At 70.8% G+C, this 19,023-nt stretch carries 18 protein-coding genes; 9 read left to right on the top strand and 9 right to left on the bottom strand.

What is annotated here, in order from left to right:
• Positions 1 to 40: 40 nt before the first annotated feature.
• The 4 genes from FSY98_RS09805 to FSY98_RS09790 all read right to left on the bottom strand — a co-directional run bounded on the left by FSY98_RS09805 (position 41) and on the right by FSY98_RS09790 (position 4,150).
• Entirely contained in the window at positions 41 to 244 is a 204-nt protein-coding gene (locus FSY98_RS09805; protein ID WP_144876154.1) for a cold-shock protein, read from the bottom strand.
• Positions 245 to 326: 82 nt separating this feature from the next.
• On the bottom strand, positions 327 to 3,209 hold the full coding sequence (locus FSY98_RS09800) for a helix-turn-helix transcriptional regulator (RefSeq protein WP_144876152.1): 2,883 nt from the start codon (positions 3,207 to 3,209) through the stop codon (positions 327 to 329).
• 68 nt (positions 3,210 to 3,277) lie between these two features.
• Positions 3,278 to 3,520 (bottom strand): hypothetical protein, encoded by a 243-nt coding sequence (locus tag FSY98_RS09795; protein ID WP_144876150.1) that lies wholly within the window; start codon positions 3,518 to 3,520, stop codon positions 3,278 to 3,280.
• Positions 3,521 to 3,694: 174 nt separating this feature from the next.
• Entirely contained in the window at positions 3,695 to 4,150 is a 456-nt protein-coding gene (locus FSY98_RS09790; RefSeq protein ID WP_144876148.1) for an SRPBCC family protein, read from the bottom strand.
• 140 nt (positions 4,151 to 4,290) lie between these two features.
• Here FSY98_RS09790 and FSY98_RS09785 point away from each other — a divergent pair, with 140 nt between their 5' ends.
• Positions 4,291 to 5,325 (top strand): aromatic acid exporter family protein, encoded by a 1,035-nt coding sequence (locus FSY98_RS09785; protein WP_144876146.1) that lies wholly within the window; start codon positions 4,291 to 4,293, stop codon positions 5,323 to 5,325.
• A gap of 8 nt (positions 5,326 to 5,333) precedes the next feature.
• Here the strand turns inward: FSY98_RS09785 and FSY98_RS09780 are convergent, their stop codons facing one another.
• A complete protein-coding gene (locus FSY98_RS09780) occupies positions 5,334 to 5,519 on the bottom strand; it encodes a hypothetical protein (protein ID WP_144876144.1) in 186 nt (61 codons plus the stop codon).
• A 113-nt stretch (positions 5,520 to 5,632) separates the two neighbouring features.
• Between FSY98_RS09780 and FSY98_RS09775 the strand changes: the two genes are divergently transcribed.
• The gene (locus FSY98_RS09775; protein ID WP_144876142.1) at positions 5,633 to 6,301 is read left to right on the top strand and encodes a DNA alkylation repair protein; all 669 of its coding nucleotides are present in this window, start codon (positions 5,633 to 5,635) and stop codon (positions 6,299 to 6,301) included.
• A 112-nt stretch (positions 6,302 to 6,413) separates the two neighbouring features.
• Entirely contained in the window at positions 6,414 to 7,127 is a 714-nt protein-coding gene (deoD, locus tag FSY98_RS09770) for a purine-nucleoside phosphorylase (RefSeq protein ID WP_144876140.1), read from the top strand.
• A gap of 117 nt (positions 7,128 to 7,244) precedes the next feature.
• Here the strand turns inward: deoD and FSY98_RS09765 are convergent, their stop codons facing one another.
• Entirely contained in the window at positions 7,245 to 8,009 is a 765-nt protein-coding gene (locus tag FSY98_RS09765) for an SDR family oxidoreductase (RefSeq protein ID WP_144876138.1), read from the bottom strand.
• 92 nt (positions 8,010 to 8,101) lie between these two features.
• On the opposite strand from FSY98_RS09765, the gene FSY98_RS09760 reads away from it, so the two are divergent.
• On the top strand, positions 8,102 to 8,953 hold the full coding sequence (locus FSY98_RS09760) for a sigma-70 family RNA polymerase sigma factor (RefSeq protein ID WP_144876136.1): 852 nt from the start codon (positions 8,102 to 8,104) through the stop codon (positions 8,951 to 8,953).
• 156 nt (positions 8,954 to 9,109) lie between these two features.
• Positions 9,110 to 11,614, top strand: coding sequence for an RNA helicase (locus FSY98_RS09755; protein WP_144876134.1), 2,505 nt, complete (start codon positions 9,110 to 9,112; stop codon positions 11,612 to 11,614).
• Positions 11,615 to 11,639: 25 nt separating this feature from the next.
• Here the strand turns inward: FSY98_RS09755 and FSY98_RS09750 are convergent, their stop codons facing one another.
• Genes FSY98_RS09750 through FSY98_RS09740 form a run of 3 tightly spaced genes read right to left on the bottom strand, consistent with a single transcriptional unit; the run spans position 11,640 to position 14,832 of the window.
• A complete protein-coding gene (locus FSY98_RS09750; RefSeq protein ID WP_144876132.1) occupies positions 11,640 to 12,938 on the bottom strand; it encodes a glycosyltransferase family 2 protein in 1,299 nt (432 codons plus the stop codon).
• Positions 12,935 to 13,906 carry a hypothetical protein gene (locus FSY98_RS09745; protein ID WP_144876130.1) on the bottom strand — a complete coding sequence of 324 codons (972 nt, stop codon included), beginning with the start codon at positions 13,904 to 13,906 and terminating at the stop codon, positions 12,935 to 12,937. The genes FSY98_RS09750 and FSY98_RS09745 overlap by 4 nt, the downstream gene beginning before the upstream one ends.
• Positions 13,903 to 14,832 (bottom strand): WcbI family polysaccharide biosynthesis putative acetyltransferase, encoded by a 930-nt coding sequence (locus FSY98_RS09740; RefSeq protein ID WP_144876128.1) that lies wholly within the window; start codon positions 14,830 to 14,832, stop codon positions 13,903 to 13,905. The genes FSY98_RS09745 and FSY98_RS09740 overlap by 4 nt, the downstream gene beginning before the upstream one ends.
• A 92-nt stretch (positions 14,833 to 14,924) precedes the next feature.
• On the opposite strand from FSY98_RS09740, the gene FSY98_RS09735 reads away from it, so the two are divergent.
• From FSY98_RS09735 to FSY98_RS09720, 4 genes are read left to right on the top strand one after another with little or no spacing between them, the layout of a single operon-like run.
• Positions 14,925 to 16,037: a glycosyltransferase gene (locus FSY98_RS09735; protein WP_144876127.1), complete on the top strand. Its 1,113-nt coding sequence runs from the start codon at positions 14,925 to 14,927 to the stop codon at positions 16,035 to 16,037.
• Positions 16,034 to 17,191, top strand: a complete 1,158-nt coding sequence (locus tag FSY98_RS09730; protein WP_144876125.1) for a glycosyltransferase — start codon at positions 16,034 to 16,036, stop codon at positions 17,189 to 17,191. The genes FSY98_RS09735 and FSY98_RS09730 overlap by 4 nt, the downstream gene beginning before the upstream one ends.
• Positions 17,188 to 18,201, top strand: coding sequence for a glycosyltransferase (locus FSY98_RS09725; protein WP_144876122.1), 1,014 nt, complete (start codon positions 17,188 to 17,190; stop codon positions 18,199 to 18,201). The genes FSY98_RS09730 and FSY98_RS09725 overlap by 4 nt, the downstream gene beginning before the upstream one ends.
• The gene (locus FSY98_RS09720) at positions 18,198 to 19,022 is read left to right on the top strand and encodes a galactosyltransferase-related protein (RefSeq protein WP_144876120.1); all 825 of its coding nucleotides are present in this window, start codon (positions 18,198 to 18,200) and stop codon (positions 19,020 to 19,022) included. The genes FSY98_RS09725 and FSY98_RS09720 overlap by 4 nt, the downstream gene beginning before the upstream one ends.
• Position 19,023: the final 1 nt, after the last annotated feature.

The raw sequence follows: 19,023 nt of genomic DNA, 5'->3' as shown, positions 1-19,023 counted from the left end.
CCCCAGGGGATCCGGCCGGCTCCAGGAAGTCAGCGCCCGCTCAGAGAGCGGTGATGTTCGCCGCCTGCATGCCCTTGGGGCCACGCTCAGCGTCGAATTCGACCTTCTGGTTCTCGCGAAGCTCCTTGAAACCGGAGCCGGCGATAGCCGAGTAGTGGGCGAAGAGGTCTTCGGAGCCGTCATCGGGAGCGATGAAGCCGAAGCCCTTTTCTGCGTTGAACCATTTCACAGTGCCAGTGGCCATGTGTTTCTACTTTCTGTTGATACGGCCGCTGAAGCGACCTGCGCCGCGCCAGATCATCCGGCACGCACACTCCGTCAACGTATCACGGGAGGCTGACAAACGGGTGGGCCAGGTCGCGATGACGCACGGCCGCCTCGGTGCGGCTCGCGACACCGAGCTTGCGGAGCACCGCCGACACGTGGACGCTCACCGTCTTCACGCTGATGAACAGGCGCTCCGCGATCTGCCGGTTGCTGAGTCCCTCGGTGATGAGTTCGAGCACCTGGAGCTCGCGCGCGGTGAGCGGATCGGTGCGCCCCGGGTCTGTGCCAGGGGCGCGCTCACCCTCGGCCGTGCGGAGCCCGGCGGCGTGCGCGAAATCCGCGACGGCACGCCCGAGGGGCACGTGTGCGAGGCTCTCGGCCGTGCGCAGCGCCTCGTCGAGGACGGATGCCGCGGCCCCGCGGTCGCCCGCGTCGACGAGCATCCTGGCGAGTTCGAGACGCGTCATGACGCGGAACGTCACCGGCACGTCGTCGCCGTCGGCCAGGCCGACCGCGGCCTGCAGAGCGGGGATCGACGGATCGAGGAACGCCGACAGCATGCTCCACCACGCGTCGCCGAGGAGCTGCTCTGGTTGACTGAGCCAGGCGGCGCGCACCTCGTCCCTCGCATCATCGACGGACTCCCCCGACGCCCCGAGCTCGGCGATCAGCCACCCCGCCTCGAGCATGAGGCGGCGCTCGTGCAGCAACCGAGGTCCGTCGTCGCGCAGCATCGCCCTGACCTCTGCGAGCGCCGCTGCGAGGTCTCCCCTGCTCTCGGCCACCGAGAGACGCATCATGATCTCGTCGTACCAGATCTGCCGCTCCTCCACCCCCGCCTCGGTGAACATCGGATGCCACTCGCGCACGATCTCGGCGGCCTCGACGTGTCGGCCGCGCCACGACAGCACGCGCACCCGCGTCATGGTCGAGTAGGCGTGGAAGATGCGCAGGGTGGCCTGCGCGAGCTCGCGCGCCAGCATCCCCTCGACCCGCGCGATCTCGCCCATCTCCAGCAGCGGCACCGCCATGTTCTGCGTCATGATCGCGCCGGTCGTGCGCTCGACGCCGTACACGCGGGCACGTTCCATCCCCTCATCGGCCACCCGCACCGCGTCGCGGTAGCGCCCGAGCAGACCCAGCAGGTCGGAGTAGTTCACGCGGTACCGCAGTTCGGCGTTGGTCGTGTTCGCGCGGCGCAGGGCGAGTCCGTACTGCTCGTGCGCCTCGGCGATCCTGCCGAGGTGCGCGAGCGAGGCGGCGCGGATGTTCGCGGCGATCGACGTCTCTTCGTCCGACCCCACCGCCTCGCCCCGGCTCTCCGCCTCCGCCGCGATCTCGATGGCCTCGACGAGACGCCCGGCGACCATGTACCGGCTCCCGAGCTGGTTGAGGACCGATGCGCGCAGGCGGTCGTCGTCGACCCGGACCCCGAGCACCGCCAGCGACTCCTGCAGCAGCGGCACCGCGCCGTTGCGCCCGAGGTTCCTCGTGTAATAGGCCTTGTCTCGCAGCAGGCGGGCATGCGTACGGGGGTCGGCCGTCGCCGCATCGACCTCGGACAGCGCGAGGTTCACCACAGCGAGCGCGCGCTCCCCGTCGCCCGCGTTGCGCAGCACCGAGCCCAACGTCCGCAGGAACTCGAGTCGAGGGATGTCGACGATCTCCGCGGCATCGGGCACCTGCGCCCACAGCTCGAGCACCAGCTCGCCGAACCGCCCCGCGCTCGCGAACGCGAATCGCGCCTTCGCATCGCTCATCGCCGCCATCGCGGCCGCCAGTGCCCGTCGGGGGTCTTGCGCGAGCTGCCAGTGGAAAGCCAAGGCGGCTGCTTCCCCACTCGCCACGCCGTCGCCCTGTTCCTCCATCAGCTCCGCGTAAGCGCGGTGCAGCCGGGCGCGTTCGCCGGGCAGCAGGTCGTCGTGCACCGCCTCGCGCAGCAGCGCATGCCGGAAGCGGTACTCGTCATCGAGCACGATCAGGATGCCGCTCTGCGTCGCCTCGCGGATCGCCTCGTCGAGCCGGTCGTCACCGATGCCGGCGAGCGCGGCGATCGTCGGATGGCTCAGGGCTCGATCGGCCCCGGAGGCCACCTGCACCACGCGCCGCGCATCGCCGCCGAGACGGTCGAACCGGGCGAGCAGCAGGTCGCGCAAGGTGCCGGGGAGTGGTCCGGCCGAGCACCCGGCGATCTCCTCGACGAAGAACGGCACGCCCTCTGCCCGCGACTGGATGCGCTCGATCGCCGCGTCGCTGAGCGGCTGACCCATTATCGACTCGGCGAGCTCGCGCACGGCAGCGGAGTCGAGCCGGTCGACCTGCAGGCGCTCGAGCAGGCGCGCGCGCGTGGACTCGCCGATGAACGAGCTCACCGCATCGCCCCGTCGCACGTCGTCGCTGCGGCACGACAGCAGCAGCATGATGCGGCCGCGCGACAGGGTGCGCAGGAGGAAGGAGAGGATCGCGAGCGTCGAATCGTCGGCCCAGTGCAGGTCTTCGACGATCAGCACCTGCGGGTTGCGCTCGGCCGCCACCTCGATGAGCGCGGCGATCGCATCACGCACCCGATCGGGACTCGTCTGGCTGCGCTCGGTGGGATTCAGCTCCGGGAGCAGCATGCCGAGCGCCTCGGCGCCGACGCCCAGCTGCTCGCGGACGCTGTCGGCGCCCAGCCGCGACACGATCGACCGCAGGATGCCGACGAGCGGACCGAACGGAGAGCGCGACGCCCCGAGGTCGAGGCACCACCCGACGTGCACGTCGGCTCGGTTCGCGACATCGGCGGCGAACTCGCGCAGGAGCCGCGACTTGCCGATTCCCGCCTCGCCTTCGACGAGCAGTGCGACCGGAGCGTCCTCCAGCGATCGCTCGAAGCCCCCGCGCAGGACCCTGGTCTCGGCCTCGCGGCCGACCATCGCGGTGCTCGGGGCGGACGGAAGCATGGACTCATCGTGCCACTCCCCTCCGACATCCGGCAGGGCCGCCGCCGTCGACGCGAAGCCGGTCGATCTCACCGGGCGGATGCGGGTTCGCAGGGCGTCGCGCGGCGGCCGGCGACGGCATCCCTGGCGCTCTCGCGCGATGCGGCGGAGCCGCGCAGCATCCGCCCCACGATCCGGCGCAGCCGGCCTGCCTGGCGAGGGACTATCTGGTCGGCGTGCTCGGCGAGGAACCGGCGGCGCTCGACCGCGCGCGCGAGTTCCCGGCGCTCGAACTCGGTGACCTGCTGGCTGAGGTACGGGTGCTCGTACATGACATCTCCTCGGTTGGGATGTCCCTACACTCCGCTCTAAGGCCGACCCCCGGCATCGGGAGGATGCCCTATCTTCGCGGCCGACGCGTCCTCGATGCCGTCGGACGATCCGCACGCGACGAGGCCCGGAGGCAGCCGATGCTGCCTCCGGGCCTCGTCAGGGAGATGAGGTGCTCAGGCCTCCACGTCGCCGCGCCAGGAGCCCGTCTCGGCTCCGCGCTTCTCGATGAACTCCTTGAAGTTCTGAAGATCCTTCTTCACGGCGTGCGATCCGGCGCCGACGAGGGATCCGACCTTCTCGAGAAGGCCTTCCGGCTCCCAGTCGATCTGCACGGTGACGCGCGTCGTCAGGTCTTCCAGCTTGTGGAACGTCACGACGCCGGCGTGCTCGGTGTCGCCACCGGTGCTCTTCCACGCGACACGCTCGTCCGGGTGCTGCTCGGTGATCTCGGCGTCGAACTCGCGGGTCGCACCGCCCACGTTCACCTTCCAGTGGTTGTGGGTGTCGTCGATCTGCACGATCGACTCGACCTCGTCGAGGAACTCCGGGAAGCTCTCGAACTGGGTCCACTGGTTGTAGGCGACGTCGACGGGGACGTGCACGTCGATGGTCTCGATGATCTGCGCCATGTGATGCTCCTCACTGATTCGTCTTCTGTTCGTTCCTCTATTCGACGCCTTCTCGCGGCACGACGTGAAGGGGTTGACAGGGTGAGGGGCGAGAGCGCAAGGGGGCCGGATGCCGAGACCGCCGCGAGTAGCGTGGAGGCATGCGCATCCCCGCCGCGATCCGCGCCTCGAAGCGCTCGTCGTTGCTGCAGGTGGTCAAATCCGCCGCAGCGACGATCGCGGCCTGGCTGCTCGCCGGCTGGGTGGTGCCGGGGCAGCTGCCGGTCTTCGCCGCCATCGCCGCCCTCCTCGTCGTGCAGCCGAGTATCAACCAGTCGCTGTCGAAGGCGCTCGAGCGCAGCATCGGCGTGATCGTCGGCGTCGTGATCGCGGTCGCCCTCGGCCTGCTGCTCGGGTCGCCCAGCTGGATCGTGCTGCTCGCGATCGTCGTGGCGATGCTCATCGCGTGGGCGCTGCGCGCCACACCCGGCACCGGCAACCAGGTGGCGATCTCGGCGATGCTCGTGCTGGCGCTCGGCTCGACGCCCGACTACGCGCTCGCCCGGATCTTCGAGACCCTCATCGGGGTCGTCATCGGCATCGTCGTGAATGCGCTCATCGTTCCGCCCGTGCTCGTCGCCCCCGCCAGGCGCGACCTCGGACTGCTGGGCGGCGAGCTCGCCGCGAGCCTCGATCGTCTCGCCGACGCCCTGCCCGAGCCGCAGTCGCCCGCACAGCTGCAGGAGCTCATGCTCGAGGTACGACTGCTGCGGCCGATGCGGGATGCGGCCGAGGCCGCGATCGCGGCGGGCGAGGAGTCGCTGACCCTCAACCCGCGGCGCTCGACCCACCGGGCCGACCTCGCGGAGATGCGGGCGCTGCTCGACAAGCTCACTCCGATCGTCACGCAGACCATCGGCATGACGCGCGCGTACTTCGACCACTACGACGACTCGATCGGCGAGGAGCCTGCCGTCGCCGCGATCGCCGATCAGCTGCGCCGAGCCGGCCATGACGTGCGGCTGGCCGTGCAGATCGCCGACGTCGCGCGGGAACCCGAGGCTCTGACCTCGGCGATCCCCGCGCTGACGGCTCCCCTCGTCATCCGTCCGCCCTCGTCGGCGCACTGGATCCTCGTCGGTTCGCTGATGGAGGACCTGCGCCGCATCCGCGGCGAACTCCTCGACGAGGAATGATCCCGGGGTCAGTCGCGCTCGGCCTCGATGTCGCTGCTGTGCCGGCCGTCGTCGTCTCCGTCGGAGGGGAGGACCTTCGGCGGCTCGCTCTTGTTGTCCTCGGTGCCGAGGTTGTCGTTCTCCTCCGCGCCGGGCGACGGTTCGGAGCTGATGTCGGTGCGGTCGGTGTCGATGCCGTCGTTCTCGGTGCCCATGTTCGGTCCTCTCGGTCTGGTCGATGTTCTGTGCGACCTTATCGGGGCCCGGCGCGAGGGGGCAGTGGTCTTGACAAGCCCCGATGCGCGACCTCGCGCTCTACCCTGGAAGCATGCCGGAGATGACCGTCGACGCCGCTCTCGCCGAACTCGCGGCGCTCGAAGACCCGAAGATGCGCGCCGCGAACGAGAAGCGCGGCGACGACCACGGCATGAACCTCAGTCGTCTTCGCGCCCTCGCCAAGCGCATCAAGACCGATCACGCGCTCGCGCGCGAGCTGTGGACGACCGGAGACACGGGAGCGCGGCTGCTCGCCCTGCTGATCTGCACCCCGAAGGCCTTCGGTGACGACGAGCTCGACGCGATGCTGCGCGAGACCCGCGCGCCCAAGGTGAACGACTGGTTCGTCAATTACGTCGCGAAGAAGACGCCCCTCGCCGAGGAGCTGCGCGTGCGGTGGTTCGACGATGCCGACCCGACGGTGGCCGCCGCCGCCTGGGCGCTCACGACCGTGCGCGTACAGAAGGATGCCACAGGGCTCGACCTGTCGCACCTCCTCGACCTCATCGAGCGGGATCTCACCGGCGCCGCGCCCCGCCTGCAGTGGTCGATGAACGAGACGCTCGCGAACATCGGCATCTTCCATCTGGAGCTCCGCGCTCGAGCTCGTGACATCGGCGCACGGCTGCGGGTGCTCGCCGACTACCCGACCGCTCCCGGATGCACGTCGCCGTTCGCGCCGATCTGGATCGACGAGATCGTCCGCAGGCGCGAGGGCTGAGCATCCTCGCGTGCCGAGCCACCCCCTTCTGCGCGAGCCACCCCTCTTCTGTGCGGCCGTAGAGGGGTGGGCGGCATGGAAAGGGGCCGGTCGGCGCGAATACGCTGGACTGATGAGCACGCACATCGCCGCAGAGCCCGGCCAGATCGCCCCTGTCGTCCTGTTTCCCGGCGACCCGCTGCGGGCGAAGTGGATCGCGGAGACCTTCCTCGAGGATGCCGAGATCTACTCGGAGACCCGGGGGATGCTGGGATTCACCGGCACGTGGCAGGGGCACCGCGTCTCGGTGCAGGGGTCGGGCATGGGGCAGCCGTCGATGGCGATCTACGCGAACGAGCTGTTCGACTCCTACGGCGTCGAGACCATCGTGCGCGTCGGGTCGTGCGGGGCGCTGACCGAGAAGCTCGCGGTGCGCGACATCGTCATCGCGAACGGCGCTTGCACGGACTCCGGGATCAACCGGGTGCGGTTCCACGGCCTCGACTACGCCCCCGTCGCCGACTTCGGCCTGCTGCGCGCGGCGGTCGAGGCGAGCGAGTCCGAGCCGATCGACTCGGCCGTGCACGTGGGGCTGCTCTTCTCGAGCGACCAGTTCTACAGCACCCGCCCCGAGCTCACCGAGCCGTTCGTGAAGCACGGGGTGCTCGGCGTCGAGATGGAGGCCGCCGGCCTGTACACGCTCGCCGCGTACTACGAGCGCCGCGCTCTCGCGATCTGCACCGTCTCCGACCACATCGTCACCGGTGAGGAGACGACCGCTCAGGAGCGCGAGCAGACGTTCGGCGACATGATCCGCATCGCGCTGCGCGCCGCGACCTCGGTCTGAGGTCCCGCCCCGGCCTGCGCGCCGAGGGAGGAGTTCTCGCCGTCGGGAGGAGAACCCCGCCGCATCCTTCCTCCCATCGGGGAGATCGCCTCCCTTCGCGAGCGCGCGACCGCGCTCTCACGCGCTGACAGCAGTGCGCTCTCCCAGGAACTCCACCCAGGTCGTCCCCACGCGCACCGCCGTCTCGTCGGCGAGGTTGTCACCCGCGCGGTAGGCGCGACCGACGGCACCGGGAATGCGCAGAGGCATCAGTCGACGGGTTCGCCCGCGCGCCGCGTCGAACGCCCGCACCAGATCCGCGACCTCCTGCACCTCGGGGCCGGCGAGATCCGCGACACGACCGGCGGGTGCACCGAGCGTCAGCTCTGCGAGGCGTTCGGCGACGGCATCCACTCCGACGGTCTCGAAACGCAGCCCGCGCGGTGCGATACGCATGCCCGACAGCACCTTCACCATCGGCAGAGCGAAGTCGTGCAGCTGCGCCACGCGCAGCACGGTCCACGGGATGCCGGACTCCGCGAACGCGCGTTCGGCGGCCGCCTTCATGCGGAAGTAGCCGATCGGCATCCCATCCGCACCGACGACCGAGATGAGGATCAGATGCCGGACGCCCGCCCGCCGGGTTGCCGCGACGAGGTTCCGTGCCGCGATGTCGTCGCCCTTCGCGCCGCCGGCAAGGTGCAGCACCGTCTCGACGCCGTCGAGCGCCTCGGCGAGACCGGTCCCCTTCACGGTGTCTCCTTCGAACGAGCGGATGCCGGCGGCGTCGGCATCCGCGTTCCTGCTGAGGATGCGCACCTCGCTGCCCGCGGCGCGCAGCAGCGGAACCGTGTGGCGTCCGATGTTCCCGGTGCCTCCGGTGACGAGAATGGGAGTGCTCATGATGGTCTTCCTTCCTTGTATCGCGATGGCCTGTCACATCTCGGCCGCCGCATCCGTCGAGATCATGACGAGCGGCGACGGGGAGATGTGACATGAACGACGAAGAGCTGGCCGAGAGGTTCGAAGCGGCTCGACCACGACTGCGGGCGATCGCGATCAGGATGCTGGGATCGAGCGCCGATGCCGACGATGCCGTGCAGGAGACCTGGCTGCGCCTCGCCCGATCAGATGCCGACGCGATCGACAACCTCGACGCGTGGTGCACCACCGTGGTGTCGCGGATCAGTCTCGACCTGCTCCGGGCTCCGCGGTCGACCCGAGAGCAGTCGTGGAACATCGAGCCGTGGCGCGACGAGCCCGTCGACACGGCACCGGATCTCGCCGACCTCGTCGACCGGTCCGACCGCGTCAACGTGGCGCTGCTCGTCGTGCTGGACGCGCTGACGCCGGCGGAGCGGATCGCCTTCGTGCTGCATGACGTGTTCGGCCAGCCGTTCGACGAGGTCGCACGCGCCGTCGACCGCTCTCCCGATGCCGCACGACAGCTGGCATCGCGGGCGCGACGACGGCTCCGCGAGGCCTCGGTGCCCGATCGGGCCGACCGCCGCCGAGGACGCGCGCTGGTCGAGGCCTGGCTGACCGCGGCGCAGGAGGGCGATCTGGCCGCGCTCCTCGGGCTGCTCCACGACGAGGCCACACTCCATGCCGACTACGGCACGAGCACGCAGACACTGCACGGATCCGCCGAGATCGGGGCGCAGGCTGTGCTCGCCGCCCGTCTCGCCGCGCATTCCTCGCCGGTGCTCATCGACGGACGGCCCGGGGTCGCGGCATCCTTCGGCGACCGCATCGTGTCGCTCATGGCATTCGACATCGAGGACGGGCGGATCATCGACCTGCAGGTGCTCGCCGACCCCGAGCGTCTGGCGGGCATGACCATTTGAGCGAGCGGCGGGCATCGGCATCCGACGGGCTCAGGCGGTCTTCTCGCCGTCGGGCGGACGATTCCCCGAGATTCCTCCGCCCATCGCGGAGATCGCCTCCCGTCGCGAATGCGCGAACGCGCGACCGCGCACGCGGCGGGATGAAAGGATCGGAGGATGCTCCTCGGCGCGACTCTGACCGACGGATCCGATGCGGATGCCGTCTACACGGCGTTCGTCGACTGGGTCGAGTCAACCGGCATCACCCTGTATCCCGCGCAGGACGAGGCGTTGATCGAGATCGCCTCCGGCAACAACCTCATCCTCTCGACCCCGACGGGCACGGGGAAGTCGCTGGTCGCGGTGGGCGCGCACTACGCCGCGCTCGTCACCGGGCGTCGCTCGTACTACACCGCCCCGATCAAGGCGCTCGTGAGCGAGAAGTTCTTCGCCCTCGTCGACGTGTTCGGCGCCGCGAACGTCGGCATGATCACCGGTGACTCGTCGGTGAACCCCGACGCCCCCATCATCTGCTGCACGGCCGAGATCCTCGCGAACCTCGCACTGCGGCAAGGACCGGATGCCGCGGTGCAGCAGGTCGTCATGGACGAGTTCCACTTCTACGCCGACCCTGACCGCGGGTGGGCGTGGCAGGTGCCGCTGCTCGAACTGCCGCAGGCGCAGTTCATCCTCATGTCGGCGACCCTCGGCGACGTCACGCAGCTCGCGTCCGACCTCACCCGGCGGACCGGCCGCGAGACGGCATCCGTCACCGGTGTCGAACGACCTGTGCCGCTGCACTTCTTCTACGAGACCACCCCGATCCACGAGACCATCGACGATCTGCTGGGCACCGGTCAGGCGCCGATCTACGTCGTGCATTTCTCGCAGGCCGCGGCGATGGAGCGCGCGCAGGCGCTGTCGAGCACGAAGGTCGCGACGCGCGAGCAGCGTGACGAGATCGCGGCGCTGATCGGCGGCTTCCGTTTCACGACGGCGTTCGGCAAGACCCTCTCGCGCTTCCTGCGCGCTGGCATCGGCGTGCACCACGCCGGGATGCTGCCTAAGTACCGCCGCCTGGTCGAACAGCTCGCGCAGCGCGGCCTGCTGCGCGTGATCTGCGGCACCGACACCCTGGGCGTCGGCATCAACGTGCCGATCCGCACGGTGCTGCTCACGGCGCTGACGAAGTTCGACGGCACAAGGATGCGGCAGCTCAACGCGCGCGAGTTCCACCAGATCGCGGGTCGGGCGGGGCGTGCCGGATACGACACCGCCGGAACGGTCGTGGCGCAGGCCCCGGAGCACGAGAGCGAGAACATCGCGGCGATCAAGAAGGCCGGCGACGACCCGAAGAAGAAGCGGAAGATCATCCGCAAGAAGGCTCCGGACGGGTTCGTGTCGTGGGGCGAGCCGTCGTTCCGCAAGCTCATCGACGCGGAGCCCGAGACGCTGACCTCGCACATGCAGATCACGAGCGCCATGATGCTCAACGTGATAGCCCGCGGCGGCGACGTGTTCGCGAACATGCGCTCCCTGGTATACGACAACCATGAGCCGCGCGCACGGCAGCGCGAGCTGGCCCGGCGAGCGATCGGGATCTACCGCACCCTGCTCGAGTCCGAGGTCGTGGAGCGCACGCCCGACGGAGATATCCGCCTCACGGTCGACCTGCAGCCGAACTTCGCCCTCAACCAGCCGCTGTCGCCATTCGCCCTCGCGGCGTTCGACCTGCTCGACCCCGATCCCACCGCCGGCACGGGCACGGGGTCGTATGCGCTCGACATGATCTCGATCGTCGAGGCCACCCTCGATGACCCCCGGGCGGTGCTCGGCCAGCAGGAGTTCCTGGCACGGGGCGAGGCCGTGGCGGCGATGAAGCGCGAGGGCATCGAGTACGACGAGCGCATGGAGCTGCTCGAGGAGGTGACGTACCCGAGGCCCCTGGACGAGCTGCTGACGGCCGCTTTCGAGACGTACAGTGCTGCGCAGCCGTGGATCCGCGACTTCGAGCTGCATCCGAAATCCGTCGTGCGCGACATGTACGAGCGGGCCATGTCGTTCGGGGAATACGTCGCCCTCTACAAGATCGCTCGCTCCGAAGGCGTCGTGCTGCGCTACCTCTCCGACGCCTACCGCGCAGCCTCGCAGACCATCCCGGAAGAGCTGAAGGACGAGGATCTGCGTGACCTCATCGAGTGGCTCGGCGAGCTCGTGCGTCAGGTCGATTCCAGCCTGCTCGACGAGTGGGAGGAGCTCGTGGCCGGGGTCCCGCAGGGCCACGACGACGAGCCGATCGTGCCACCAGCCCCCAAGCGCCTCACCGCGAACGTCCGCGCCTTCCGCATCCTCGTGCGCAACGAGCTGTTCCGCCGGGTGCAGCTCGCCGCCCGCGAGGACGTCGCCGCCCTCGGCGACCTCGACCCCGCCTTCGGCGCCGATGCATGGTCGGACGCGCTGGACGGGTACTTCGCCGATCACGACGAGATCCTCACCGCCGCGAACGCGCGCAGTTCGCAGCTGCTCCTCCTCACGGAGGGCGCGACCGAATGGACCGTTCGACAGATCATCGACGACCCGGCCGGCGACCACGACTGGGGCATCTCGGCGACCGTCGACCTCGCGGCCTCCGACGAGGAGGGAGCGGCCGTGGTCACCGTGACGGCGGTCGACCGGCTGTAACGCCCGTGCCGCGGCGGCCGGTCGGTCAGCAGAACGAGCCGACGCCGCCCCAGCCGCCGACCCAGGCCTCGACCCGCGGATCCGCGCGCAGCGGATGGATGCCGACGGCCCTCATCCGCCGGGTCTCGAATCCGTCCTCGGTACCCCAGCGCTCCGCGCGTCGCGTCGCTCGGCGCGAGCGGAGGTATCCGAGCGGTGAGTCGACGTCGGTGACGAGCTCGATCGATCCCACGTGTCCCGAGCCGAGCCGCCGCACGACGTCGACGATCCACGGCGCCTCCGAGACGACGACGGGGCGCTGCATCTCCCAGACGACCCGGGCGTCGACATCGTCCGTCGCGACGAGCACTCGCGGGTCATCGGCGAGCACGGAAGGCACCTCGTCGAGCAGCAGCCGTGCGCGAGGGAAGGCCTCGAACAGCGAGTCCGCGACGATGAACAGCGCCGCCGACGAGTGCTCGCCGTGGAGTCGCACGACGAGGTCGGCCGCCCCCGACCACAGCGCGCGCGGCGACGACCCCGGCACCGGGATCGACGCCTGCAGTCGCAGGGTCTGGACGTTGGCGCGGTCGACGCCGGAGCCGTCACGACCCGCCCACTCGGGCCCGTCGTGCCAGGCGACGGCATCCGGCACATGCGCGAACACCGCGCCCGCCTGCCACATGCGGTGCGCCCACTCCCAGTCCTCGCCGCCGTAGGACGTGAAGGTCTCGTCGAACCCGCCCGCCTCGTCGAACAGGCGACGGGAGCAGCCGATGACCGCGCCGATCACGAACCGGTAGGAGCGGTCATCGGCATCGAGCAGGTTCCGGTTCCTTGCATACTCGTCGGCCAGCCACGCGGGCTCCGGCAGCTCGCGACCTGCAGCGGCCTCGACGATCGGCACCTCGACCGCGACGCCCGAGAAGTCGGCGTGGCGGCGGCGACCGACCACGACCGCATCCGGCAGCAGAGCGGGCAAGCGGGAGAGAGCGCGCACGTATCCGGGCTCGGGCGCGGTGTCGGCGTCGAGGAAGCACAGCACCTGGCCGCTGCTCGCCCGCGCGCCGAGGTTGCGCACCGCGGCGAGGCGGAACCCGCGGTCCTCCTGCCGCACGAGCGTCACTCCTTCGGGCACGACGACATCACCGGGCGACCCGTCGTCGGCGACGACGATCTCGAGCAGCTCCGGCGGGTAGTCCTGCGCGGCGAGTGCATGCAGGGTGCGGGCGAGCTCGCCCGGCTGGTCGTAGTGCGACACGATGACCGAGACGCGGGGCAGACGGTCGGGTACCACGCCGTCCATCGCATCCCACCCGTTGCCGACGACCCACCGCTCGGTCACGATCCCAGCCCGTCCCACAGCCGCAGGTAGGCGTCTGCGGCGTCCGTCCGCGAGTGCGGCAGTCGAGCGAGTCCGTGCCAGGTCGTCGCAGGGTGGTCGGCGGCGTCGCGCAGCGCTGGGGCGAGCACCGGCTCGTCGACAACGGAGAGGGTGCCGGGGCGCAGGCGCGCCATCTCGTCGATGTAGCGGTTGCGCACGGCGACCGGGCGCCGACCCCAGCCGATCCACGAGGCGAGGGAACCGGATGCCGAGATATGACGGTGCGCGATCACCGGCACCGCCACTGCGCGCCCGCGCCGGGCGATCTCCTCATCGTCGAGCCACCCGGTGACGTCGACCTCGACGCCGCGGTCGGCGGCGCGGCGCACGAACGTCTCGAGCTCTCCGGCGTGGCCGTCGGACGCTCGTCCGAGCACGGTGAGCTTGGGGATGCCGGCTGCGGCCGCCGCATCCGCCGCCTCGTCGTGTCCCTTGCCCGGGTAGAAGTATCCGAGCACCCCGACCGACCCGTCGGAGCGCGGCTGCGCGGCATCCGCATCCCCCTCCACCGGGAGCGGGATCGCGGTGGCCGGCCCCGACCACACGTCCTCCTCGCGCAGCAGCGCCTGTTCGTGCTCGCTGTTCACGACGACACCGACGGCGGCCCCGGCGACGAGCGCATAGGCGGACCGGCGCCGAGGGCGGTTGCGCTCGCCGTCCGATTCCTGCGGCACGTCGTGCAGGGTGACGCTCATCCGCAATCGCGCCGCGAGAGCGGCGAACTCCCGCGCGGCCTCCTCGGGGGAGACACCCCAGAGGCGGTCGGTGAAGTGCGCGTGCACGGCGGTGCCGTCCGGCAGGGCGGCGAGCCCGCTCGGCTCCACGGTGCGCACGTCAGCGAGACCGCCGATCGCGGAGGCCATCTCGCGGGCGTAGACGGCGACACCGTGACCGCCGGGGTGGACGAGCAGCAGCGGCGCGCCGGTCACGCGGCCCGCCAGACGGCGAGCAGTGGCGCGAGACGCTCGATCGCCGCTGCCACGAAGGCGGGATGCGCGGCGTACCAGGCCAGGTGCGCCTCTCGCACCTCCGCATCGTCGACGGTCTCCCCCTCGACGATCCAGTGCGCCCGCGGCTCGTCGGGCAGGTCCCACGCCTCGACGACCTCGGGAGCGAGCGGTGCGCGCACGGCGCCGAGCAGCGGGCGCCCGGGGTCGATCGGTCCGTCGGCATCGCCCAGGAGGTCGAGCACGCGCGCTCCGAGCGGCAGCCAGACCGCGTTTCCGGGGTGGTTGACGGTGCGGGCGTGGTCGGCCGTGACGGCGTCGAAGAGGTCGGAGACGCGGATGTCGGTGGTGGCCTCCCGGGTGCGCAGCACGTCGACCGAGGCGCGGCCGATGGCCCGCACCGCCTCAGGGTCGATCGACGACGAGACGGGGATGCCGGCGGCTGCGGCCAGAGTGCGGATGTCGTGATACGCCACGATGGGCGGATTCTCCTCGATGCCGGGAACCCGGATCGCCGCCTGGAACGGGTGCAGCCCGGCGAACCTCACCGGGGTCACCGTGAGCACCCTGGCGGAGGTGGCCGCGGCGACCTGACGCGAGCCGAGAGGCAGATCGTGGTAGTCGTCGCGCACCGGTTGCGTGACCACCGTGTGCGCAGCCGGCACGAGAGCGTGCAGGAGACGGGCGTCTTCGGCGGTCATCTCGTGCACCGGCGGAACGCGGATGAATCGTCGGTCAGGGGCGTCCATGACCACCCGCAGCGATTCGGCCTGGCAGTTGCCCAGGACGACCCCGAAACTGTCGGGAAGCGGAGAGAGACCGTAGAACTCCCCATAGTGCTGACGGCGTCCTAGCACCGCCGACCCGGCGGACGCAATGGTCGTGACGTCAGGGGCAGAAGGGGTCATGATTCGAAGGTATACCTCTCCCCTTTTTCCCTTGACCCCGTTGCATTTCGGCGCTTCCGTCCCGGCGATCCGTGTATTCAGAGCGCTCAGTCATGCAAGGAAAGACTCCCATCGCTACAGCCTCCGCGCCCATTCGGGTCGCCTCCATCCCGTCAGCCCACCCCTACGTCCGCGCGATCGCCGACCCGCTCCGGGTCGCCGTGCTCCCCGACCCGCCGGTACCCGGCGCCCCTGCCTCGCAGTGGTGGCCCCCGGTCGCCATGACCGCACCGTGGCTCAGCGGACACGCGACGGAATACGACCTGTTGCACGTGCACTTCGGCCTGGAGTCGTTCTCGCCGGACGAGCTGGGCGCGGGCCTCGATGCGGCGCGGCAGGCCGGCAGGCCGGTGGTGTTCACGGTGCACGACCTCGACAATCCGCAGATCGTCGATCAGGAGCCGTATCGGGCGCTGCTCGACGTCATCGTCCCCGCAGCCGACCGGCTCGTGACGCTCACGTCGTCTGCGGCCGACGAGGTCGAGCGTCGATGGGGTCGCCAGGCGCTCGTGCTGGCCCATCCGACCCTCCTCGACGAGACCTCGGCAGACGCGAGCGCGAGCCCGCGCGGGCACGAGGACGACGATGCCGTTCGTGTCGGCATCCATCTGCGTGACCTGCGCCCGAACATCGACGCCGAGGCCGCCGTGCAGGTCGCGGTGGAAGCGGCGTCGCTGCTCGCCGATCTCGATCGGCCGGTCGAGTTCGAGGTCCTGCTGAACGAGCGCGTGCGCGACGACCTGGCCGCAGAACGCGTGATCGCCGCGGCCGACGGCCACCCCGCCGTGCGGGTACGGCGCACCGCCTATCTCGACGACGCACAGATCGAGGACTGGCTCGACGGGCTCGACCTGTTCGTGCTGCCCTACCGCCATGGAACCCACTCGGGGTGGGTGGAGCTCTGCTACGACCTCGGAGTGCGGGTCGCCGGAACCGACGTCGGACACATCCGGTCACAGCATCCGTCCGAGTTCCGGGTGATCGATCTCCGCGACGCGCGCACGCTCGCCGATGCGGTGACGTGGGCGGGCGATGCGCGGCATCCCTCATCCGTCGGCGTCGATCATCTCGCGACCCGGCGCGCGGAGCGGCGCGACGAGCGGCAGGCCGTCCGCGACGCGCACGTCCGCCTCTACACCGACGCCGTCGCCGAGGTCTCGGCGTGACCCCCGGGCAGCGGTTGCGGGTGCTGGTTGTCGCGCCGGAGCGGCACGCGCTCCGGCAGCCCCACGCCGGTGGGCTGGAAGCCGTCGTCTGGAACCGGGTCAGGTGGCTGCGGCGCCGCGGACATCACGTCGAGCTGTGCGCCCCCGTCGGCTCGGACTTCCTCGGACCGTCGACCGAGCTGCACCTGCCGAGCCCCCGTTGGCACCGCACGCTCGACGTGTCGGACACCGACAACCCCGCCGGGCACCGGGAACGGATGTCGGAGACGTTCGACCGCATCCGCAGGCGCATCACCGACCCGCTCGACCGGGTCGATGTCGTCGACAACCACAGCCTGCACGGCGATCCCATCCTCTGGAGCAGGGATGCCGGTGTGCCCGTCGTGACGACCCTGCACACCCCGCCGCTCCCCGACATGGTGCAGGCCGCGCGATCGCTGCCCGCGTCTGCGCCGCACCGGTTCCTCGCGGTGAGCCAGTACACGGCACGCGCGTGGTCGGCCGAAGGGGTGGACGCCTTCGTCTTCCCCAACGGTGTCGACAGTGCGCAGTGGCAGCGCGGACCCGGCGGAGACGACTGGGTGTGGTTCGGCCGCATCGTCCCCGAGAAGGCGCCGCACCTCGCGATCGCGGCCGCCCGCCTGGCCGGTGCGCGCCTCCAGATCGCCGGCCGCATCGGCGATCCGGAGTACTTCGCGCGCGAGGTCGAGCCCCGCCTCGGCGACGGCATCGAGTACGTCGGACCCCTCCGCCAGCCGGAGCTCTGCGCCCTCGTCGGCTCCTCATCGGTCGCGCTCGTCACACCCGTCTGGTCGGAGCCCTTCGGTCTCGTGCTGGCCGAAGCGCTGATGACGGGCACGCCTGTGGTCGCCTTCGACGAAGGGGGCGCCGGCGAGGTGCTCGCCGGCCTTCCCGGATGCTCCGTCGTGCCGGGGGGAGACGTGGGCGCTCTCGCTCGGGCGGCCGTGGCCCTCGCGCACGGCTCCGCGTCGAGCGCTGCTCGCGACCGGGTGCGCGCCGCGGCGACCGCTCGCCATTCGCTCGCCCGTCGCCACCGAGAGGTCGAACGGGTCCTCTCGGTCGCCGCGCAGAGTCCCGCCGTGATCGCGGACGAGGTTCGGCCCGTCGAGGAAGTCGAAGCGGTCGGCGCATGATCGGCTGGTACGTCCACCATCACGGGTGGGGACACGTGACGCGCATGCGGGCGATCAGCCGCCACCTCGACGAGGACGTCACGGTCTTCTCGAGCCTCCCTGCACCAGAGGCGCTCGACGACGGCCTCACCTGGGTGCACCTGCCCTTCGACGCCGACCCCGTCGTCGACGCCGACGGGGCGACCCGCGACGCCCGCGAGCTCGGCGACGTCACCGCGCGCGGCGCCCTGCACTGGGCGCCCATCGGCCACCCCGGCCACCAGGAGCGACTGGCGATCATCGCCGCGTGGATCGCCCGGAACCCGGTGTCGGTCTTCGTCGTAGACGTCAGCGTCGAGCTCACCGCCTTCGTGCGCCTGCTCGGAGTGCCGACCGTGGTGTTCGCGCAGCCCGGCGAGCGCACCGACCGCCCGCACGCCCTCGGATACGACCTCGCCGATCGCATCGTGGCGCCCTGGGCGCCGGGCGTGATCGAGGCCGCACAGCTGACGGAGCGCGGTGATCGCGTGCGTCACGTCGGCGCGATCTCACGGCACGAGGGACGCGACCGTCGCACCGCACCGGACGACGGCGAGCGACGCGCGCTCTTCCTCGGTCGCACTCTCGAAACGACCGCTCTCGAAGCGACGATCGACCTGCTGACCGCGCAGGGGTGGACGGTCGAGACCGCCGGCGCACGGGACGACGACCGGATCGACGACGTCTGGCCGCTGCTGTGCCGCGCGACGGTGGTGGTGAGCGCGGCCGGCCAGAACAGCGTGGCCGACCTCGCGGCCGCCGGGGCGAGGGCGGTCGTCCTCCCCCAGGATCGACCGTTCGGCGAGCAGGAGCACACCGGACGGGCATTGCAGGCCGGCGGATATGCGTCGACGGCATCAGCGGACTCGACGGCATCGGAGGTCGCGCAGCTCGTCGAGCACGCAGCCTCCTCGACACCGGACTGGACCGGATGGGGCGTCGATGGCGCCTCCGCCCGTGCAGCGAGCGCGATCACGGAGGCCGCCTCATGACACGCCGCATCGCCGTGATCACTCCGGCCTCCGAGAACAGGCTCGCCCACCTGCACCGTCAACGCCGCTTCCTCCGCGAGGTCTCGACGCCCACGCACGACGTCGTCCGCATCGAAGCATGGCTCGACGAGTCGGAGCCGCCCGCGTTCGACGCCGCCGTGCACGTGCACATGCCGCCGGGGCGCGACGGCATGCGCGTCGGCGCCGCGCGCAACGCTGCCGCCGAGGTCGCTCTCGCCGGCGGCGCCGACCTGCTCGTCTTCCTCGACGTGGACTGCCTGCCCGGACCCGATCTGATCGACGGGTACGTCGCCGCGTCGCAGTCGCACCCTGACGGCATCCTGTGCGGGCCGGTCACCTACCTGCGGAGCGTGCAGCGGCCGTCGGCGGCCGACGAGCTCGACGCGCTGACCCGTCCGCACGGCGGACGCCCGAACCCCGCACCCGGCACCGTCGACACGGCAGCTCCCGCCGACTACGACCTGTTCTGGTCGCTGTCGTTCGCCGTCACCCCAGCGACCTGGGCTCGGCTCGGAGGGTTCGACGAGCGCTACGAGGGCTACGGCGCCGAAGACACCGATCTCGGCCGGCGCGCTCGATCGCTCGGCATCCCGCTGCACTGGGTCGGCGGCGCGCACGCGTACCACCAGTGGCACCCGGCAGGTTCCCCGCCGTGGCGTCATCTCGACGACATCCTCCGCAACGGCGCGCTGTTCGCCGAGCGCTGGGGCGAGTGGCCCATGGGCGGCTGGATCGACGAGTTCGTCGCCGCCGGCGCCGTCGAACCGCACGCGGGCGGGTACCGCCGGACGACGAACTGAC

Origin of the sequence: Microbacterium sp. 1.5R, from assembly GCF_007667425.1 — a bacterium.
GTDB lineage: Bacteria > Actinomycetota > Actinomycetes > Actinomycetales > Microbacteriaceae > Microbacterium.
Note: the sequence above shows the minus strand (reverse complement) of the source record. Positions and strands in the feature narration are given on the sequence as shown.

What these genes read in the sequence shown, in the direction of transcription:
- FSY98_RS09805 (WP_144876154.1), bottom strand. Translation starts at nt 244, where the DNA reads ATGGCCACTGGCACTGTGAAATGGTTCAACGCAGAAAAGGGCTTCGGC.
- FSY98_RS09800 (WP_144876152.1), bottom strand. Translation starts at nt 3,209, where the DNA reads ATGCTTCCGTCCGCCCCGAGCACCGCGATGGTCGGCCGCGAGGCCGAG.
- FSY98_RS09795 (WP_144876150.1), bottom strand. Translation starts at nt 3,520, where the DNA reads ATGTACGAGCACCCGTACCTCAGCCAGCAGGTCACCGAGTTCGAGCGC.
- FSY98_RS09790 (WP_144876148.1), bottom strand. Translation starts at nt 4,150, where the DNA reads ATGGCGCAGATCATCGAGACCATCGACGTGCACGTCCCCGTCGACGTC.
- FSY98_RS09785 (WP_144876146.1), top strand. Translation starts at nt 4,291, where the DNA reads ATGCGCATCCCCGCCGCGATCCGCGCCTCGAAGCGCTCGTCGTTGCTG.
- FSY98_RS09780 (WP_144876144.1), bottom strand. Translation starts at nt 5,519, where the DNA reads ATGGGCACCGAGAACGACGGCATCGACACCGACCGCACCGACATCAGC.
- FSY98_RS09775 (WP_144876142.1), top strand. Translation starts at nt 5,633, where the DNA reads ATGCCGGAGATGACCGTCGACGCCGCTCTCGCCGAACTCGCGGCGCTC.
- deoD (WP_144876140.1), top strand. Translation starts at nt 6,414, where the DNA reads ATGAGCACGCACATCGCCGCAGAGCCCGGCCAGATCGCCCCTGTCGTC.
- FSY98_RS09765 (WP_144876138.1), bottom strand. Translation starts at nt 8,009, where the DNA reads ATGAGCACTCCCATTCTCGTCACCGGAGGCACCGGGAACATCGGACGC.
- FSY98_RS09760 (WP_144876136.1), top strand. Translation starts at nt 8,102, where the DNA reads ATGAACGACGAAGAGCTGGCCGAGAGGTTCGAAGCGGCTCGACCACGA.
- FSY98_RS09755 (WP_144876134.1), top strand. Translation starts at nt 9,110, where the DNA reads ATGCTCCTCGGCGCGACTCTGACCGACGGATCCGATGCGGATGCCGTC.
- FSY98_RS09740 (WP_144876128.1), bottom strand. Translation starts at nt 14,832, where the DNA reads ATGACCCCTTCTGCCCCTGACGTCACGACCATTGCGTCCGCCGGGTCG.
- FSY98_RS09735 (WP_144876127.1), top strand. Translation starts at nt 14,925, where the DNA reads ATGCAAGGAAAGACTCCCATCGCTACAGCCTCCGCGCCCATTCGGGTC.
- FSY98_RS09725 (WP_144876122.1), top strand. Translation starts at nt 17,188, where the DNA reads ATGATCGGCTGGTACGTCCACCATCACGGGTGGGGACACGTGACGCGC.
- FSY98_RS09720 (WP_144876120.1), top strand. Translation starts at nt 18,198, where the DNA reads ATGACACGCCGCATCGCCGTGATCACTCCGGCCTCCGAGAACAGGCTC.